At 67.6% G+C, this 18,975-nt stretch carries 14 protein-coding genes and 1 pseudogene; 8 read left to right on the top strand and 7 right to left on the bottom strand.

Annotated features, from left to right (window positions below; translation table 11 throughout):
• Positions 1-39 precede the first annotated feature (39 nt).
• Positions 40-429 carry an ATP-binding protein gene (locus AC31A1_RS25910; protein ID WP_489655621.1) on the bottom strand — a complete coding sequence of 130 codons (390 nt, stop codon included), beginning with the start codon at positions 427-429 and terminating at the stop codon, positions 40-42.
• Between the two features lie 463 nt (positions 430-892).
• On the opposite strand from AC31A1_RS25910, the gene AC31A1_RS25905 reads away from it, so the two are divergent.
• From AC31A1_RS25905 to AC31A1_RS25890, 4 genes are all read left to right on the top strand, one after another.
• A complete protein-coding gene (locus AC31A1_RS25905) occupies positions 893-1,768 on the top strand; it encodes a Sco1979 family transcriptional regulator (RefSeq protein ID WP_399120746.1) in 876 nt (291 codons plus the stop codon).
• 1 nt (position 1,769) lies between these two features.
• A complete protein-coding gene (locus tag AC31A1_RS25900) occupies positions 1,770-2,006 on the top strand; it encodes a DUF397 domain-containing protein (protein ID WP_033279182.1) in 237 nt (78 codons plus the stop codon).
• Positions 2,007-2,068: 62 nt separating this feature from the next.
• Positions 2,069-2,884: an SAM-dependent methyltransferase gene (locus tag AC31A1_RS25895; RefSeq protein ID WP_489655620.1), complete on the top strand. Its 816-nt coding sequence runs from the start codon at positions 2,069-2,071 to the stop codon at positions 2,882-2,884.
• Between the two features lie 703 nt (positions 2,885-3,587).
• Positions 3,588-3,986, top strand: a complete 399-nt coding sequence (locus AC31A1_RS25890) for a nuclear transport factor 2 family protein (protein ID WP_489655619.1) — start codon at positions 3,588-3,590, stop codon at positions 3,984-3,986.
• A 379-nt stretch (positions 3,987-4,365) separates the two neighbouring features.
• Here the strand turns inward: AC31A1_RS25890 and AC31A1_RS25885 are convergent, their stop codons facing one another.
• The 4 genes from AC31A1_RS25885 to AC31A1_RS25870 are packed head-to-tail and all read right to left on the bottom strand — an operon-like array spanning position 4,366 to position 9,718.
• On the bottom strand, positions 4,366-7,482 hold the full coding sequence (locus AC31A1_RS25885) for a helicase HerA domain-containing protein (protein ID WP_489655618.1): 3,117 nt from the start codon (positions 7,480-7,482) through the stop codon (positions 4,366-4,368).
• Positions 7,479-8,090 (bottom strand): hypothetical protein, encoded by a 612-nt coding sequence (locus AC31A1_RS25880; protein ID WP_489655617.1) that lies wholly within the window; start codon positions 8,088-8,090, stop codon positions 7,479-7,481. Before AC31A1_RS25880 ends, AC31A1_RS25885 begins: the two co-directional genes overlap by 4 nt.
• Before the next feature lie 30 nt (positions 8,091-8,120).
• A complete protein-coding gene (locus AC31A1_RS25875; protein WP_489655616.1) occupies positions 8,121-9,206 on the bottom strand; it encodes a hypothetical protein in 1,086 nt (361 codons plus the stop codon).
• A gap of 8 nt (positions 9,207-9,214) precedes the next feature.
• A complete protein-coding gene (locus tag AC31A1_RS25870; protein WP_489655615.1) occupies positions 9,215-9,718 on the bottom strand; it encodes a DUF4365 domain-containing protein in 504 nt (167 codons plus the stop codon).
• 338 nt (positions 9,719-10,056) lie between these two features.
• Here AC31A1_RS25870 and AC31A1_RS25865 point away from each other — a divergent pair, with 338 nt between their 5' ends.
• Both AC31A1_RS25865 and AC31A1_RS25860 read left to right on the top strand, forming a co-directional pair.
• Positions 10,057-10,719 carry a tyrosine-type recombinase/integrase gene (locus AC31A1_RS25865; RefSeq protein ID WP_489655614.1) on the top strand — a complete coding sequence of 221 codons (663 nt, stop codon included), beginning with the start codon at positions 10,057-10,059 and terminating at the stop codon, positions 10,717-10,719.
• 1,362 nt (positions 10,720-12,081) lie between these two features.
• Positions 12,082-12,366, top strand: a pseudogene (locus AC31A1_RS25860) (IS5/IS1182 family transposase); the annotation flags it as partial.
• Positions 12,367-13,526: 1,160 nt separating this feature from the next.
• On the opposite strand, the gene AC31A1_RS25855 reads toward AC31A1_RS25860, so the two are convergent.
• Together AC31A1_RS25855 and AC31A1_RS25850 are read right to left on the bottom strand one after the other, a co-directional pair.
• Complete coding sequence (locus tag AC31A1_RS25855) at positions 13,527-14,555, bottom strand: Wadjet anti-phage system protein JetD domain-containing protein (RefSeq protein WP_489655613.1); 1,029 nt, start codon at positions 14,553-14,555, stop codon at positions 13,527-13,529.
• 76 nt (positions 14,556-14,631) lie between these two features.
• On the bottom strand, positions 14,632-15,822 hold the full coding sequence (locus tag AC31A1_RS25850) for a hypothetical protein (protein ID WP_489655612.1): 1,191 nt from the start codon (positions 15,820-15,822) through the stop codon (positions 14,632-14,634).
• Here AC31A1_RS25850 and AC31A1_RS25845 point away from each other — a divergent pair.
• On the top strand, positions 15,802-17,670 hold the full coding sequence (locus AC31A1_RS25845) for a glycosyl hydrolase 115 family protein (RefSeq protein WP_489655611.1): 1,869 nt from the start codon (positions 15,802-15,804) through the stop codon (positions 17,668-17,670). The two genes, AC31A1_RS25850 and AC31A1_RS25845, sit on opposite strands and share 21 nt — an antisense overlap.
• Positions 17,671-17,763: 93 nt before the next feature.
• Positions 17,764-18,975, top strand: a 1,212-nt coding sequence (locus AC31A1_RS25840) for an SGNH/GDSL hydrolase family protein (protein ID WP_489655610.1), incomplete at its 3' end; no start/stop codon positions are given.

Raw genomic sequence — 18,975 nt, 5'->3', positions numbered from 1 at the left:
GATGGGCCGGGCGGGGAGCTTGGGTCGGCCAGGCGGACGTCAGGGCGGGACGGGTTCGTCGGCGTCCGTGGCCAGTTCGGCCCAGACGATCCGCCCGGACCGGTGCGGGATGTCCGCCGTTCCCCAGTCGCTGCTGAGCTCCGCGACGAGCAGGAGACCGCGCCCGCCCTGGTCGTCGGGGCCGGGCCGACCGGGTACCGGGAGCGTGGGACCGCGGTTCTGGTCCTCCACCTCGATCCGCACGACTCCGTCCGTGCTCCGCACCTCACAGACGATCCAGTCACTCGCGGAGTGTGTGAGCGCGTTGGTGACGAGTTCGGAGGTCACGACGACAGCGTTGTCCCGGACGGCTTCGCGGACACCCCACGCGATGAGCAGTTCCTCCACGGTTCTGCGGGCCAGACCGGCTGACGCCGGGGTCGCCGGCAGGCCGAACAGATGGCTGTGGCGCGGGTGTTGGTTCCCGGAGACGAGCCGGCCGGGGCCTTGCGGCCCAGGGAGTCGGCCAGGGCGCTCGCCTCCGGGAGGTCGATCCAACGGCTGGGGGACAGAGGGCGGAGCCATCGCCGTACGCCTTTCGTGTGCCTTCGCACCCTGGGCGGTGCCGGTATCGCGCCGACCGGCCGCGCACGAGGCGCGGATGGCGACCCTGCCGGGCCAACGCAGGTCGCAGCCCTGTTTCCCCCAACTGGGCTGTGCCGTCTCACTCTTCGACGAGCTGTGACGACATGCTTACTGTGGCATCTGCCAACAACGCATCGCAACCGGCAAGTTGAAAATTGCACGTAGCGAAGTGCATGCTGCTTCCGCCAGGAAGTGATCGAAAGAGTCGGTGAAGAGCGAAAGCCCGCCAGACTGCCGCCCGGAGCTGGAGGCGCAAGGGAGGTAGACCGTGACCGCAGAGACCGACTGGGGCGGCGTCCCCTCCGTTCTGCGCATGATCCTCGGCCGCCAGCTGGAGGAGCTGCGGACCCGCGCAGGTCTCACATACGAGGAGGCGGGCGCGGCCATCGGTGTCAGCCACTCCACGATCCGCCGGATGGAGGCCGCCAAGGTGGCCCGGCTGCGCCTGGCGGACGCCGAAAAGCTGCTGCAGGTCTACGGGGTGACGGACCGTCAGGAGATCGACACCTTCCTGAAGTCGGTCCGCGAGGCCAGCAAGCGCGGCTGGTGGCACACGTACCGCGACGTCATGCCCGACTGGTTCGCCGCTTATCTGAGCCTGGAGCAGGCAGCGTTGCAGGTCCGCGCCTACGAGAACGAGTTCGTCCACGGGCTGTTGCAGACCGAGGAGTACGCCCGGGCCCTGCTCGGCGCGGGCAACCCGCACGCCCCCACCGAGGCCACGGAGCGCCGGGTCGCCCTGCGCATGCGCCGCCAGGAACTGCTGACCCGCGAGGCGCCGCCGCGGGTGTGGGTCGTGATGGACGAGACGGTGCTGAGGTGGCCGGTCGGGGGTGCCGCGGTGATGCGCGCCCAGGTCGACCACTTGATCGAGGTCAACCGGCTGCCCCATGTGACCCTGCAGATCATGCCGTTCGCCAACGGCCCGCACCCGGCCATGCGGGCCGGGGCGTTCCACCTCTTCCGGTTCCGGGCACCCGAACTGCCCGACGTCGTCTATCTCAACGGCCTGGTGGGCGCTGTCTATCTGGACAAGAGCGACGACGTCGTGGTGTACCGCGAGGCCCTGGACCGGCTGGGTGCCCAGGCGGCGCCCGCCCGCAAGACCGAGGCCCTCCTCGGTGCGATTCGCAAGGAGCTCTGACGTGCACCACCCCATACGCAACGGCATACCGTCCCGGAACCTGGGCGCGCGCGGCTGGACCAAGCCGTGGAGCGACGACGCAGGGGGCGCCTGCGTGGAAGTCAAGAAGCTCGCCGACGGACGCGTCGCCGTACGTCAGTCGACCGACCCCGACGGCCCGGCGCTGGTTTTCACACCCCGCGAAATGACGAGCTTCGTCACGGGCGTGAAGGCGGGTGACGCCGACTTCCTCCTCTGAACTCCCCTTGTTTTACTGAGCGTTCATCCCGAAACTCCACGACTCGTATGGGAGACACGGCGTTGCCCGACAACGGATGGCCGGCCGACCGCATCGACACCGAGCACGCGCACTCCGCGCGGATCTACGACTACATCATGGGCGGAAAGGACTACTACCCCGCCGACAAAGAGGCGGGCGACGCCATGTCCCGGGAGTGGCCCGCCCTCCCGATCCACATGCACGCCAACCGGGACTGGATGAACCGGGCCGTGCGCTGGCTCGCCGAGGAGGCGGGCGTGCGCCAGTTCCTGGACGTCGGCACCGGCATCCCCACCTCCCCGAACCTGCACGAGATCGCCCAGCAGGTGGCTCCCGAGTCACGGGTGGTCTACGTCGACAACGACCCCATCGTTCTCACCCTCTCCCAGGGTCTGCTCTCCAGCACGGCCGAGGGCAGGACGTCGTACATCGAGGCCGACTTCCGTGAACCCTCCACGATCCTCGACGCGCCGGAGCTGCGCGAGACCCTGGACCTCTCCCGGCCGGTGGCGCTGACGGTGATCGCCATCGTGCACTTCATGCTCGACGCGGACGACGCGGTGGGCGTCGTACGGCGCCTGCTGGAACCGCTCCCCTCGGGCAGTTACCTCGCGATGTCGATCGGCACCGCCGAGTTCGCACCGCAGGAGGTGGGCCGCGTCGCCCGCGAGTACGCGGCCCGCGACATGCCGATGCGGCTGCGCACCATCGACGAGGCCCACGAGTTCTTCGACGGGCTGGAGCTGGTCGAACCCGGCATCGTCCAGGTCCACAAGTGGCACCCGGACGGCAGGGGCGAGCAGAACATACGCGACGAGGACATCGCGATGTACGGGGCGGTCGCCCGCAAGCCGTGACCATCTCGGTGCCGGGGCCGGCCGCACAGCCGTTCCCGGCACACGGGCAAGCCGCCCGAGCAACCTGTGCCAGGTCGCAGCAGCGCGGCGAGACGGCGAACTCGCGACCGGTGCGGGCAGTTGGGGGCTCGGGGATGGTGGGGGATGACCACCAGCTCACGCGCCCATTCGTTTGACGCGGCGGCTGACCAGCACGCGGCCGGCCGCTTCGTATCCTCCCGCGCCCTTCGACCGCGTCGAACAGGTCGCGAGCCGTCCCCTGGCGAGTGCCCGTGTCGCTGGTTTCGGCGCGGGCACCGGAATCACCACGGCTCTGCTGCATCAGCGCGGTGTGACGTGATGGCCACCTACGCCGCGATCCCCCTGCTGGCATCCACGGCCAGTCCGCGCTTGCGGCCCGACACCCGCTTGGCCGAAGTGCTCCCCTGCGGCATCCAAGTGCGCGGTCTCACCTACGGCCGCGGGAGTGGGGCCCAGGGACAAAAGCGGGCATCTCATTCCGCGGCCCTCTTCCCTCCCCGGACGAGCACCCCCAGCAGCAGTCCTCCCTGAGGCAAGTCCGCCGTCAGGAGGAAGGGGGGCCAGGTTGGCCCTGTCTGCGGTTGATCTCCGGAAGCAAGATGTCGGTACGACGTCACCGCGAGGTGGCACATCACCGCGTGAACACGTCCGCCCCGCTGCGGGGCAGAAGGAAGCATTACTGATGAGCGAGGAAATCGACCTGCCCGCCGTCCTGTCGGAGCTGCTGTTCGGGGACGAGAGCACTGAGCCGCTGGAAACGACGCTGGACAGACTGATCACGCCGACCTTCGTCCAACGCATCAACGGGGCCGTGTACGACCGTGCCGCGTACCTCCCGCACGTGCGGAAGATGCGGCAACTCGTAGTCGGCGGCGGCGGCGAGTTGACGGTCTTGGAGCAGTTCAGCGCGGGCAGTACTGTCGCCGGCCGCTACCTGTTTCGGATGGTGCCTGCACAGGGACCCGGCATGACGTTCGAATCGCATGTGTTCGCACGCGTCGAGGCAGGTCGGGTCGATCGGCTTGTCGAGGTCGCGCGACAGACCGAAGACGGCGACGGAGACTTCCTGTCCACCAGCTGACTCGGCCGGCGCAGAGGCGCAATGCCTTCCCCGTACACAGGTGAAGCCTGGCCCGGCGGCGAACTGGTCGTGCTGGGCACGTCCTTATACTGCTCTCCGTGTATCGGCTGCCTGATGGGCGTTGTCGACGACGAGGGTGTCGCCTCCGACGGTGACAGTGCTGAAGAAGAGCGCGGTTCGCTCGCGCAGGTCCGTCTGCCCTCTTCCAGTTCGGCGCAGAGGCGACCGCCGGGATACGACGGCTCAAGCGCCCTGGCGACCCTGTCCGTGCTGAAATCCCTGTCCGTGCAGGTCAGGGTTTCGGCACGGACACACCAGCGCAGGGCGACAGGCCAGGATCTCGGCACGGGCCAGGACGCGCTCACCACCTCACGACCGCTCAGGTACCCCGGCGGGCTCGCTCGACGATCTCGTCCTCCGTGAGCGGCACATCGTGGTGACTGAGGCAGATCGGCACCTCGATCTTGCTGAATCCGGTCCCCTCGCTCGCGGCGTTGAACATGCCGGCCTTGAGACCGGCGAGGTTGTCGAGGACCGCGTTCCGCGCCCGGGCCATGGTCTGGGCGGCCTCGATGTGCGCGGGTCCTATGAGTCGGCCGATGAACTGGTTCACGGTGTTGCCCAGCGCCTGGTTGTGGATCCCCCTGGGGAGCTGTGAGGCGAGGACTATCCCGAGTCCGTACTTGCGTATCTGGCGGATGAGTTCGACCGTGCTTTCCGTACTCGGATTCGATGCGCCGGAGGGCACGAAGTTCTGCGCCTCGTCCATCACCAGCAGCCCGCCCAGGGCACGGTCGCCGACCGGGTGCGCCCTGAACCATGAGAACAAGGTCGCCTGGAGGCGGCTGACGAATTGGGCCGGTCCGTCGCCGGACAGGCCGATGAAGCTGATCACCGAGATACGGGCGGCCTTTCCCGGCGACGGGATCAGGAGCATGCCGGGATCGGCGGGTGCGCCGGACTCCCCGAACAGCGGGTCGGTTTCCATCGCGGCTTCCAGCGTGTCCGCCATCTGAACCGCGAAGCGACTGGTCCTGCTGTTCACGATGTCGCTCGGGGGCTCGGCGAGCAGCTCGACGAAGCCGGCCAGGGTCTTGCCGCCGTCGCGCGCGTACCGTTCGAGGGCACGTTTGAGGACCCCCAGCTGCTGGGTCGCGCGAGCACTGCTGCCGCGTACACCGGCATGTGGCGCGAGTGAGGTCACGGTCGACCTGACCAGACGGGGGCAGTCGTCCTCGTCGTCAAGGACGGGACCGAAGTCGGGAAGCGGGTAGAAGGAGATCGGACGTCCCCGGTTCAGACCCGGTGTCCACACCACCACTTCGACATCCGCGAAGTAGCGTCGGGCCTCGCGCTCATGGTCGTCCGTCCAACCCTTCGGTGGGCGCGACCAGGGGTCGCCGAGCCGTGCGAGGTCGTCGTTCGGATCCAGCACGATCACCGAGACGCCGCGCAGAGCGCATTGCTCCACAAGTCGCTTGATCAGGACCGTCTTGCCCGAGCCCGCCGCGCCCACCACGGCGGTGTGCATCCGGAGCCGTTCCATGGGTACCGCAAACGAACGGCCGCCCCGGACCGTGGTTCCGACGACGATTTCGGTACGAGCGGGCTCGGCGTCCTCCGGTATGCCTGCCGCATCCACCGCCACCTTGGAGCCGACTCCCGTGGTCGCGATGCCGAGATGCTGCCGTAAGTCTCCCAGCACCGGCGCGAAGACCTCGATGCGGGAAGCGGGGTGCTCCTGTCGCAGCCATTCGTCCAGGCCTGACGTACGGTCGTCGAGCATGGCCCGGAGGGCGGCCAGGGTCCGGAGGTCGGCGGCGCCGATCGGTAACGACACCCCGCCCCGCGCCTCGAAGTCGTCCTTGATGTCCTTGGTCCTGGGGCCGCTCGGGTACGGCATGTTCCGCAGCAGGATCAGCCGGCGGCTCGCCAGGTCGGCCGTCAGGCCGGCCTCCACGGCCGCGTTACGGATCCGGTTCTGGGCGGCGATGGCGTTGTTCGCGGCGGTCGCCCGGAAGGACCAGTGGAATTCGTTCTCGCTGGCCTCGTCCACGACATAGCGCAACCGGGCGTGCAACGCCGCCTTGCGGCCGAAGTCGGTCTCGATGGAGAACCGCGTCTCGTCGGCACCCAGTTCCCTGACCAGACTCCGCAGCCCCGCGCCCAGCAGAGCGGGCATCAACCCGTCCTCGGTCGTGGGGTCGAGCGGCCCGAGGTCGTCCGCCTCGGCACGGAGCTTGTCGAAGGACTCCGTCAGGGTGCTCAGGTTGACGGCCCTCGCCGGTGCGGGCGGTGCGGCTGCCGTGGGCTCTGCGCCTGCCAGGGAGGTCAGTTCGGCCACCGTGCCGGTCTGCAGACACGCCTCGATGTGCTTCTGGACCCGGACGAGCAGCCGCCGTGCGGTGTAACGGTGTGGGGCTTCGGCCAGTGCCTCCGAGGTGACCGGCCAGGTGGGAGACTTCGGGGTGAACCCCACCTCCTCGTAGGAGGGCCGAAAACGGCTGCTGACGATGGCGGCGGCGGTGGCCTCGTCGGGAATCGCGCCGAGCGTCGGCAGAACCTCGAACCGGTCGAGGGCGGACCGGACCGCCGTCCGGGAAATCTGCTCCCAGGTGTCCTCGTGGCATGCCACGACCATCAGGGTGCGGCGGGCTTCCTCCCGCAGTTCCATCAGGCCGGTGGCGATCTCACCGCTCAGCCGCTTCGCGACCCGGCCCGCGCCGGAAGCGGGCGACGTCAGCGACGACGTCTCCGCGGCGGACACCAGGGTGTCGAGCTGGTCGAAGGCGAACACCAGCGGCCCTACCAGGGCGAACAGGCGCGTCAGATCGCGGAGGACGCGTTGAGCGGGTCGTCCGCCCGGCGACATCCCCCAGGCGGCGCGCTTGTCCTCGTCATCGTCGCTGAGCGCGAAGTAGGCCCTGCCGATCTCCACGGGATCGCCGGTGGAGGCTATGAGTGCGAGCGCGCGGGCCGTGTCCGCGGCCTCGTTGCCCACCTGTCGGTCGATGGCCCGGATCCCCCGGACGAACGCATCGACATGGGCGCGCGTCAACTCGCGCCGGCCGGTGACGGCGGCATGCGTGTCCGCGTCGAGTCGGGCCTGGCGCGACAGCTTGTCGAGCAGCCGAATCAGCTGTTCCTGGCCGCCCTCGTCCTGCCGGTAGAGACTGTCTACGAGACTGTCGGCGGCGCTCTCCCAGAAGTTCCGGCCGGTGACGAGCTTGATGTAGAAGAAGGAGCCACCGCGCTCCTGGATCTCGTGGCGGGTCCAGCCGAGAAGATGCGTCTTGCCCGAGCCGCTCTCGCCACGCACCACGGTCGCAACCGGCGAGTGGGCGCGCTCGACGGCGCTCATCGCCCTCCCCAGCCGCCGGAACACCTCGGGATGAAGGCCGTCGACGTGGTAGGAGGTCACCGGTGTCCAGATCTCTTCCTGGGTCAGCGCGGTGTTGATGTACAGCGTCTCCAGGGCGGCGAGTTCCCCGTTCACGCCGGTCCGATCCGCAGCAGGTGGCGGGGTTCGCCGCCGATGTTGACGGCGGCTCTGCGGTCCTCGTCGCTGAGCGTGCGCTGGTTGAGCTCGCCCATCAGCTGTACGTCGTTCTGCTCGATCATCCGGTCGAGTTCGGCGTCGACGGCCCCTCGCGGCAGGTCCCCGAGCCACGGGCGCAGCGCCGACAGTCTGACCCAGCTGCCCGGTTTCCGGCGGACGGTGAGTTCCGTGTAGACCGCGCGGATCCAGTCCTCGACGTCGGGCTGGAAGAACTCGCCGAACTTGGTGCCGGAGCGGGCCAGGTACTGTCCGACGTTGTCCAGCACCGCATAGAGCACCCCGGCCGGAAACTTCGCTCCGTCCGGGCGTCCGGCTACCAGAGCGGACTCGCACCAGGTCCGGCCCGCGGACGTGAGCTGGTGCGTGTTGACCGCACCGTGCTTCCTGGTCACGATCCGCTCGGCATCCTGGTTCACTCGCCGTCGCACCGCCGCGGTGATCTCCAGGCCGGCGAGTTCGCGCAGTTCACGGTTGGTCACCGGCCGTGCGACCACCATCAGGGCGAACAGCGATGCATGATCCCGTACAGTCAACTCCGTCGGCATAGTACCCCTCCTCGATGAGCCGAAATCCGGTCAGATGTCGAACCCCCGCCTGGGCACCAGTTCCACCCGGCCGGTCATGCTGGACAACTCGCCCACGACGGTGATCACCTGCCGTTCCCGATGCGCGGTGATCGCACGGTCGTACGAGGCCTGGTCCGGGAGCCGCACCCAGACGGCCCGCCGGACCAGTTCGGCGTGCTCGGTGCGCAACTCACCGCGGACCTTGATCCGCCACCGGTCGTTGCCGGAGGAGTCGTCATGCAGCCCCTCGACCACACCGGAGACCGTCGCGGCACCGGTGGCGTTCAGGTCGCGAAGCCGCAGGGACGCGGCGTGCAGAAGCGGTCCCGAGGTCTCCGGGAACGCGACGACGCGTGACGGCACATCGAGTGGCTGCGAGCGCGCCCACCGGAAGCCGATCTCGAAGGGCTCGCTCCGGTCGAAACCGGAGAGCTCACTGAGCGCCTTGCACAGATCCGCGGAGACGCCGGCCGTGACGGTCTCGTCGAAGGCCGCGGGCGCGTCCGCCGCTACGGCTGCCTGGGCCGCGCTCACCGCCTCAAGCATCTGGACCAGCACAGCCCGACCGGTGACCTGCTCCCCGCTCGGGGTTCGGGCCGTCGCGTCCGCCGCCACCCGGATCTCGACGACGTAGCTCCCGGCGCGGGAGGGGCCGAGTTCGGCTGCGCGCAAGAGGTCGCCCACCACGCCCGGTTGCCGGCCGGCGAAGGCGAAGTGCGGACCCTGCACGACGGTGCGCGCCGCCGCTGTCAGGAGGTTGCGGACACCCAGCACCGTCTGCGTACCCAGGAGCAGCGAGGTATAGCCGGGGTCGTGGCCGGTGGGAAACGTGCGGAAGGACTGCTTGTCCAGCTGCGGTCTGGCGATCTCCAGGGCGATGTCGCCCGCCGGCCGGTCCTCCAGCGCGCACAGACAGCGCAGGATCTCCCGTACTCGGCGGTCGTTGTCGCCCATGCCGTCGCGAGCGGGTACCAACACCTCGTAGTCGCCCGGGTGTTGCCAGACACTCGCTCCGCGCCAGCCTTGTGGATCCCGCTCCCAGCCCGTTTCCGCCAGATAGCTGGCGATGTCGTCGACCTTCAGCGGAATCGTCATCGGTTCCCCTACCAGTCGGACTGTGTCTCGGCGAGCCGGCGCAGTGAGGCGGCGGTGAGCACGTTCGCTGTCGGAACTCTGACCGGACGCTTTCGGTGACGGTCGGGGTCCTTGATCGGCTCCTCGGCGCGAAGCGAGACGAAGTAGCCGAGGTGACGGAGCATCACACCGTCGGTGCTCATGGCCGCGTACGCCTGGTTGTCGGCGGGGACGCAGATGACGAACAGAAAGCGGGGCACGGTGAAGTCGGGACCGGCGAGCCTGTTGAACTGCCACTCGTTGAGCCCGCGGTAGTTCAGGTGGCCGGACGACACAGACGGCGCCGACCATGTCTTGATCTGAGCCTCAACAGTGGGTGACACCGTCCGTCCGTAGCGGCCGGTGGCGCGGAACCCGAGGTCGACCCCGTCCGCGTCGAGATCGCCTTGCAGGACGATCAGCCCTGCCGCAGAGGCCAGCACACGGACGTAGTCTTCGCCGAACTTGCCCTGATGCTGCTTCGCATCGAGCACGAAAGCCCCCCAACGTCCCCCTACTGTGGCACACAGTAGTCGGAATCTTACGGGACGCGCTAACGACTGTCAGGGCCCAATAATGGCCCTTCCGACAGGCCTGCGAAACGACGGCCGACAGGCAGCTGTTCATTCCTGATGCGATGTGGGGGCGGGCCTCCCGCCCCGGCCGGGCCGGGTACGGAGGATGCTGTGGTTGCCGCATCTGGCTCGTTCTCCCGTTCGCGCGGCCAACGGATACGTGCTGGTCGTGGGAGGCATGGCGGGGGTGGTGGTCGCAGGTGGTCGCACCAGACTGGAGGTGTCGGCCCCTCCTCCGCCTCCGGGAGGCGATCCTCATGCGTACCACCACGGGCCGCGGCCGCGTCTACCGACAGTGCGGCTGCCGCGACACCCACCACCGCCAGCTCGGAGCACACTGCCCCCGCCTACTCACCCACACTCACCACGGGACGTGGATCTTCGCCGTCGACACCCCCGCCCCACACCACCACCGGACAACCGTCCGACGAGGCGGCTTCACCAGCCCCAAGGCTGCCGAGTCCGCACTGCGGACGTTCCTGGAGGGCGAGACCAGCGGGATAAACGCCGACCCGAACCAAACCCTCGCCGACTACCTGCACACCTGGCTGACGGCCAAGACACTGGTGCTCAAGCCGACCACCATGGCCCACTACCGCGACTACGCGCACAACGATCTCGCCCCCGCCTTCGGCACCCTCAAGCTGGACCAGCTCAGACACCGGCACATCAACGCCTTCGTCACCGGCCAGCTCGCCGCCGGCCGCGGCCGCGGCCGCACCACCCTCTACCGGTGCCTGACCACACTGTCCAACGCGCTGGGCGACAACGCAGGATCTGGACCGCGCACGAGGCAGCCCGGTTCCTGCAGTACTGCCACAAAGCCGACCCCGACATGGCCGACCTGTTCGAGTTCCTCATCGGCACCGGCCTGCGCAAGGGAGAGACCCTCGGCCTGCACCGGGACGACATCCACCTGAGCGAACGCGTCCTCTACGTACACTGCACGCTCTCCGCGATCGACAACAACCAGCTCGTCATCACCGCACCCAAGACCCGCTCCAGCAAGAACTGGGTGGCCACATCACCCCGACTCGCCGCCGCCCTCCAACACCGGGCCCGCTCAACGGCCCGCGCCCACAGCAACCCGAGTCCCCCCACACACAGGACTGGTCTCCTGCAGGCCCGACGGCCGACCTCTCCGACCCAGAACTGTCCCCGACCGGCTCCGACACCTGTCCGAAGAAGCCGGTGTCCCCCGAGTGGCCCTTCACGACCTGCGCCACCTGGCCGCCACCCTCACCATCACCGTCGTCTCCAAGACCCTGCGCCACTCCACCCTGTCGACCACGGCCAACATCTACGGCCACCTCACCCAGCAGGCCGCCCGCGAAGCCGTCGACACCATCGAGCGCGCCCTCACACGAGCCGAACAAAGAGCCGACCGCCAGCAACTGCGATCACCAGCGACCACATCCAACGGCTCCGCGAGACCCTCCACCGGCTCCGCTCCCCCGCCCCACCGGTCTTCTGCACCACCGCAACCAACGCCAAACCGGGCCCGCGACCACACCGCGACCACCAGCCCTCCAGGAACGCGAAAAGCCGCCCTCCCCCAAAGGAGAGAACGGCCTCCGACCTGCATCAAAGCTGGTCGGGACGACAGGATTTGAACCTGCGACCCCTTGACCCCCAGTGGGTGGTCGGTGAGCGGCGTGCGAAGGGTCGTTCTTCGAGGTCAGTGTCCAGCGTACTCGGCCGAGTAAAGGAGTCTGTGTATTCAGGCCTCCGCCAGACCGCCTCGTCGCCTCACACACCGCCTTCCGCTCGTCGAGGGATACCGCAACGAACTCTCACCCTCCAGCCTCTCGCTTCGGCCAAGAGCCAGCAAGTCAGAACATGCATGCGATCCTTACGCTCTGAACGACTCTGGCCGACGTGCCGTCGAGACCCACCAGGCGGTGCGAATCGTTCGAAAGGACGTCTCCGTCGAACGCCCTGGCCTCCCAGCGCCGAGTGCCCTCGACACCCCTCCGAGGTGAAGCAATCCCGCATTGGTGGACGCTCTATACGTTGACTGCAACCCCGAGTTGGAGCCGCCGGACGCAATAGTCGCCTTCGAGTTCGGCGGGCGGACATCGCCGATCGCGGTGTGCAGGCGGTGCTGGTTGAACCAGGTAACCCATTCCGCAGTGGCGAGCGTGACCTCGGTGAACTCTCGCCGATCGCAGCGCGAAGCTGTTTCCCAAGGCGGTCACCGCGCCGAAGCTGCTGATCGAGCCGGTCCGCGCTCAGCAAGATCGAGCAGGTAAGTGCCAGGCCACCTTCGATCTCGAACAGGCCGACGCCTGCATGCGGACACGGCCTACTACCAGGACCTGTTGAAGATGGCTGCGCGGCAGGCGCATTGGAGTCCGGATCGCCCGCGAGGTCATCGAGTCCGGTCAACGACTGGGCCGCAGCAGGCGGGTGATCGAGCGGACCATGTCCTGACCGTCCGCCCATCATCGTCGACTGAATCCTCGCTACGAACGCCATCCCCGTAGCTACCCGGCCTTCTCGGACTTGCCGCGGCCTCCTGCTGCTACAAGCGGCGCATCCGCCTCGCAACAAGGGAAATGGCCTGAGGAACCGTCGAGGATGGGCACTGCGAGTAACACGACGAAGGTTCAAATCGCCCAGACCGCCACAATACCCGGCCTGTGCCAGAGGGCTGCAGATGTAGAGCAACTGCCCTCGCTCGCCGCCACTATGCACAAGGAAGGCCACTATCCCGGGCTGCGCAAGAAAGCCACTCCGCATGACGCCAGGAACCCGGTCGGAGTCATACGGACCGACCAAGACGATCACGGCGCTCAAGCGGCCCGCACCGATCACGGTCGGCATCTGACGAGCCGACTTTGCGATCAGTCCGTGTTCAGACCCCTGGCCGGTCGGCGCCTTGTCCACAGTCGCGTGACGACAGACGCCAGGCTCGGCGGCACGCGCCTTAACGGTTCGGTAGAGTCGGGTTACCGCCCCCGCCACTTCGATCAGTCCGGCAAACAGGCCCTCCGGTGACTGCATCATGGCCGGGGCCGGGGCCGGCCCCACGGCAGACGCCTCACCGATGCGGCACGGCAGGCCGAACAACAGCACGCAATGGCCTGCACGGGTGTAGGTAACAGCGATCACGACGATGGCGACCAGCAGCCAGCCCTCGACCGGCCGCACCTCCGGGTGGCCCCGTTGAGCAACCGCCCAGACTGACGCGCGCCGTTGAGGACGCCGACATCTGACGCGGCGCTAACCAGTACCAATTCCGCTGCTGCACGCTGGAGCGAACTGCGCGAGCAGGCGGGGATCGTGCCAGCCTGCGAAGGCCCGGTCCGGACGATCCCGCACTGCCATCCCCACTCCTCCATGCGGTGCGTAGACACCCCAAAAGGCCGGGGTTGGGGGCCGTTTTGGACAACCCGCTGGCAACTTCTTCAAGCCTGAGCACGTTCACGGGCGAAACACGTACCGTCTCCGGCTTCATTCTGCCAAGCGGCTCCCACTCGCCCAAAACACCTTCTTGGAAATGCGTAAATCCGCTTACACACGGCGCAGTTGAATGGTCTGCGCACCTCGCAAGGATCTTGCATTCACTAACCAGAAGTGAGACCGCGTGAGCGTCTCAAATCTGCCTATGAGGGTACCAAAAACCTAGATCATTACTAAAATTGCAGGTCAACGACTACTAAGGAGTTACTAAGAGCGAGAGGCTCCTCATCCCGGCCCCCAGGATAAGCCCGGCCTTGCCTGGTCAAACGAGGTCGGCGTGCCAAGTCGTGTCGCGGGTCAAGTACCGGTAGCCGACCCACTCCTGTGCCAGGCGCTGGCCTGTCACCAGAAGGCCGACCGTCTTCGCCCGGTACGGCCCGGGCATCCATTCAGCCAGGGCGGAAGCCTCCCCCGCCTCAATACCCTTTTCCTTCGCACCGCGGGCGCGTCCGAGTTCCAGCAGCGCGCCGTACAGGCACCCAGTTGGCTGGACAGAAGGAAGGCCCCGGTCGCTCGCTGTCTTGGATGCCGCGTGCGGAATGCGGATCCCGCTGAGATCGAGGTCACCGAAGTAACGGATCTCCGCGATACGGTGCTTGGCTGCGAGCGTGTTGACCGATGCGCGGAATGTGCCGCCGAGCCCCCAGGCGACGTACCCAAGTCGGTGATCGTCGGGAAGGCTGTGCACGAGAGACCACCAGGTGGCCGAGTTCTCGACCACGAGCAGGATGTCTCCGGCGCCGACACGCTGATAGTAGCCGTCCCCGATTTCGGTCAAGAACGTCTCGGTAAGCAGCGGCGGGTGCGTCGTGAACGTGCGCAGAGTCGCGTGGAGCCGGTCAGGGTCTCCGAAGAGTGGCCCCGAGCGCAGGGTGTCGAAGGTCTTCTCCGGCATGGGGAAATCCGCTTCACTTCCGTACGTTCCGAAGATCTCCAGAGCCCGCTCCCGCAGCGGCACAGCGAATAGGTCCGGATCACCCATCAGCCACTGGTTGACGGCCACGTACGCAGCACGCTGCTTCGAAGTCGCCGTCGGCCACTCCCGGGCGAGCCGGTAGAGGTCGGGGTGCCAGCGCGGCATCGGCGGTACGGCGGGTCTCGGTGGAGCGGTGGCACAGAGCCAGATCTTGAGAGGCAGGGATACTTTGTCCCGGGTACGTTGTTTCATCTGCTCGATCAGGCCGTGCTCTTCGAGTTCGTCCAACAGCCTCGACATGAGCAGGGGTTCGTATTCGCCGTCCGGGTTACGGTTGTTCACCTTTCGGAATGCCGTCCAGATGTCGTCCAGCACGACGTGCGTCCTGCGTGCGCCGTTCCAGCCCGTCTCGGTGGCATCAGCTCTCAGGTGCCGGATGAACTCACTCTGCCTATGCTTCACGGGCGGGTCCGTCTTCTGTCTCTCGCTTGAAGATTCTGGTGGCGGTGACTTTGCCTGTGCCGTCCGGCTCGGCCAATGTGTCGAGCGCCTCCTGGATCCGATCGGTCACAGTGAGGTACTTGCGCCCCGCCCGCAGATCGGCGTCGTTGCGCAACCTCAGGATGAGAGGGAAGCGTTTTATCGTGCCGTCGTCGGACAGCCCTGTGGTGTAGATGAGTTGCACACCCAGTGATTCGGCGACCTTGCGTTGGAGGGCGAGCAGATAGTCCGCGTTGGCCCGGCCGATCGGGTTGTCGAGAAACAGGACACCGGAGTGCGTGTCCCTCTCCCTGCCCCGGTTGCTCGCCCGCAGGGCGGCCATAGTGCAGTACAGGAGGATGGCCGCGGTGAGGTGCTGCCCGCCGGAGAAGACGTCCTTGATCTCGGAGACTCTGATGCGCTCGTTGCGCAGCACGGCGTCGGGCTTGAGCATGTCGATCCGGAACCCCTTGGGGACCGCGGCCCTCACCCCCGCCAGCAGCAGAGACATCCCGTCCCTGCGCAGCGTCCGCCCATCCGCGGTATGGCCCTTCGCCGCCTCGTCGATGACCTCGCCGATGCGCAGGTGCGCGGTGCCGTCCTGTGCCGGGGCGAAGCGGAAGCGGAGGAACTCCTGAGCGGCCCAGTCGTCCAGGCTGGCCGGCAGCCGTGACATCCGCTGCGCCTGTCGCAACGAGGCCAGTGCCTTGTCGACCTGGGCCTTGAGGTTCCGCACGATCAATGTGCGGTGTCGCTCTGTCTGGTCGATCTCCTCGTTCAAGGCACGCAGGCGCGGCCTGAGGGCGTCGGACCACTCTGTGGCGCGGGCCGCGCCCCTTTCCCAACCCGCGATACGGATCTGTGTCTGCACGCGGACGTGCAGGTCTTTGAACTCCTGGGCGGCTGCGTGGTGCGTGATCTTCTCCGTAGCCGCGCGCAGGGTCTGTTCGTCGGTGCGGGCATTCGTTTCGCGGATCGTACGTTCCTTGGTCAGCCGGGTGACGAGGTCCTGGGCCGTGTCCGCGTCCCCTTCGTAGGGCGCGGTGTCGGCGGCGTCGCCATCGCCCTCGGGCAGGTCTGTGATGAGTCCGTCGACGATGAACTGGAAGGCCTTCGCCGACGCCTCGGCACCCTCCAGTTGGTGTCCGAGCCGCGTATGCACTTCCTGTTGGTCCGCCACGTTGCGAGCGCTCGACGTCTGCTGTCGTCCGGCTTCATCGACGGCTTCGGTGCAGGACTCGATATCGGCCGGGTACTTGGGGAGCTCTACTCGGGTCGTCACGTCGGCGGCAGCCGCAGTTACAAGTGGATCGACACCAACACGATCCCCAACATCTGGGACCAGCTGCACCAGACCCATGCCTACGGCAGCCACGGACTGTGGGTCACCAACGCCGGTGACGTCAAAGGAAACGAGCGGCCCACACAGTTCTTCCTCGACTACGCCTGGGCCCCCGACCGATGGAACCTCGACCAGCTGCCCGAGTGGGACCTCCAGTACGCACGGCAGAACTTCGACGGCCGACTTGCCCAGGACATCGCCGAAGTACTGCGCGGATACGCGCAGTTGCAGGCACGCCGCAAACCGGAACTGCTCAACCGCCGCCAAACCCTCGATCCGACGAAGAACCCCGCGAGCGCGTCGGCCATCGTCACGAACGACACGACCACCCCCTTCAGCCAGACCGACTACCGGGAGATCGAGCGAGTCACCCAGGAGTGGCAGGACCTAGCCGCCAAGGCCGGCCGGATCTCGTCCAAGCTGCCCGCGAGCGACCAGGACGCGTGGTACGAGTTGGTCGGCTACGAGGTGGCGGCCACCGCCAACCTGTATCTGCTGCGGCAGGCGGAGTTCACCAACATCCTCTACGCCGCCCAGGAAAGGGCCGCCACCAACGACCGGGCCGACGCCGCCGAGGCCCGGCTGGCCGACGCCTTCGCGCTCGCCGACCGCTTCAACCGGCAGATCGCCGGCGGCAAGTGGAAGGGCTTCCAGACCCAGACCCACATCGGCTACGGCGACAAGGGCCGCTACGGCTCCAACGCCACCTGGGCCGACCCTCCGCAGCCCGACCAGATCTACCCCGCCGTCCAGCGGACAACCGTCCCCGCCGCGGCCGAGATGGCCGTGGCGATCGACGGCTCCGCCGCATGGTGGCCTTACCAGCAGGCACAGGCGCTACTGCCCGCCTTCAGCCCTTACCAAGCGCAGCCGGCCCAGTGCATCGACATCTTCAACCGCGGGGCCACGTCATTCACTTACGACATCAGCACGGGAGCCCCGTGGCTGATCCCGGACCGCGCCCACGGCACGGTCGCCAAGGAACAACGCGTCACCGTCACGGTCGACTGGCGACGTGCCCCCACGGGTCACAGCAGCGTCCCGGTCACCGTCACCGGCTCGGAAGGAACGACGGTCACCGTGTGGGCCGTTGTCGACAACCCGTCCCTACCCCACTCCCGACTGACCGGGTTCATCGAAGCCAACGGCTACGTCGCCGTCGAGGCCGCGCACCACTCCCGAAACGTCCCCGCACAAGGCATCTCCTGGCAGCGCGTTCCCGGCATCGGCCGTACAGGTGACGGCATGGAACCGTTCCCCGTCACCGCAGGCGCCCGCACTCCCGGATCGGGCCCGTGTCTTGAGTACGACGTCACCCTGTTCACCACGGGGACGCTCACGGTCTGGGCCCATCTCGCGCCGCGTAACGCGGCGTTGCCCACGGCCGGACTGCGCTACGCCGTCTCCTTCGACGACCAGGCACCGCAGACGGTGGACGTCATCGCCGCCACGGGTTCCGACGACGGCACCATGAACAACCAGTGGGGCCGCAACACCGCGGACAACGTCAACCGCACCAATACCGCCCACCGCATCGACGCCACCGGACGGCACGTACTGAAGTTCTGGATGGTCGATCCCACCGTCGTACTCAACAAGCTCGTCATCGACACCGGAGGCCTGAAGTACAGCTACCTCGGTCCCCCGGAAAGCACACGGCTGAGCTGAACCACCTCCTCAGGAAACAGGGCGGGGCGGTCGGCCCCGCCCAGACCGCAATCCCCTCAAGCACATGCCCTCACAGACGGAGGTATGCCGTCCATGAAGCGAATACCAGCGCTGGTGAGCCTGATCGTCACGCTCGCCGTCGCGACCGCCGGACTCCTCGTACCCTCAGCGGCGGGTGCGCCGCGCAGCGGCACGTCCCACTCGTCCGGCTATGCCACCCCGACCACGAAGGGCGCGCACTGGGTGAACACCTGGGCGGCTATGCCCCAGTTGACCGAGTCGTCCAACATGCCGCCGGCACCGTTCACCCAGAGCAACCGGGTGTTCGAGAACGCCACTCTGCGCCAGACCGTACACGTGACGGTCGGCGGCCGATACACACGTATACGCCTCTCCAACGCGTTCGGCGGCACAGACCTGCCCATCACCTCGGCCTCCGTGGCGCTCCCGGCGGACGGCAAGGCGGGCGTCAGCGCCATCGTGCCCGGCAGCGCACGGCCGGTGACGTTCAACGGGCAGCCGGACATCGACATCCCGAAGGCCGCGCAGGCGGTCAGTGATCCGCTGGACCTGGAGGTCAAGCCGGGCACCAACCTGACCGTGACGCTCTACCTGGCCACCGGCCAGGCGTCCACCTCCATCACCTCGCACCCCGGCTCCCGCACGACCTCGTACATGCTGGCCGGGAACCATCTCGACGACGCCGATCCGACCGGTGCCACCACGGTCGACCACTGGTACTTCCTCAGCGGCATCGAGGCGTGGTCCGGGAGCGATACCTCCGCTGCCGTGATGCTGGGCGACTCCCTCACCGACGGCCGCGGCTCCACCACCAACATGAACAACCGCTGGCCCGACCAGCTCCTGACACGGCTTCAGTCCCGCCCCGCCACCTCCCGCATCGCGATCCTCAACCAGGCCGCCGGCGGCAACTGCGTCCTCCGCGACTGCCTGGGCCCGAGCGCCCTGTCCCGCGTGGACCGTGACGTCCTGGCCCAGAGCGGCGTCAGCTGGCTCCTCGTCTTCGAGGGCGTCAACGACATCGGCGGCGCCGGAACCATGGACCCCGCGACGAAGAAGGTCACGGCCGACCTCATCACCGCCTACCAGCAGATCATCACCCGCGCCCACGCCCAGGGCATCCGCGTCTACGGAGCCACCCTCACCCCCTTCGGCGGCAACGGCTACGACGACACGGCCGGTGCCCACGAGTCCGCCCGCCAGGCGGTGAACGAGTGGATCCGCACCAGCGGCCGGTTCGACGCCGTCGTCGACTTCGACCAAGCGGTCCGCGCCCCTGAGAAC

It is taken from the genome of Streptomyces sp. P5F9 (assembly GCF_057961495.1).
The sequence above is the reverse complement of the archived record's forward strand: the minus strand, read 5'-3'. Positions and strand labels throughout refer to the sequence as shown.

Bases quoted from the DNA above. Each gene is read 5' to 3' on its own strand.
- AC31A1_RS25865 (WP_489655614.1), top strand. From the start codon at position 10,057: ATGCGTACCACCACGGGCCGCGGCCGCGTCTACCGACAGTGCGGCTGC.
- AC31A1_RS25890 (WP_489655619.1), top strand. From the start codon at position 3,588: ATGAGCGAGGAAATCGACCTGCCCGCCGTCCTGTCGGAGCTGCTGTTC.
- AC31A1_RS25875 (WP_489655616.1), bottom strand. From the start codon at position 9,206: ATGACGATTCCGCTGAAGGTCGACGACATCGCCAGCTATCTGGCGGAA.
- AC31A1_RS25880 (WP_489655617.1), bottom strand. From the start codon at position 8,090: ATGCCGACGGAGTTGACTGTACGGGATCATGCATCGCTGTTCGCCCTG.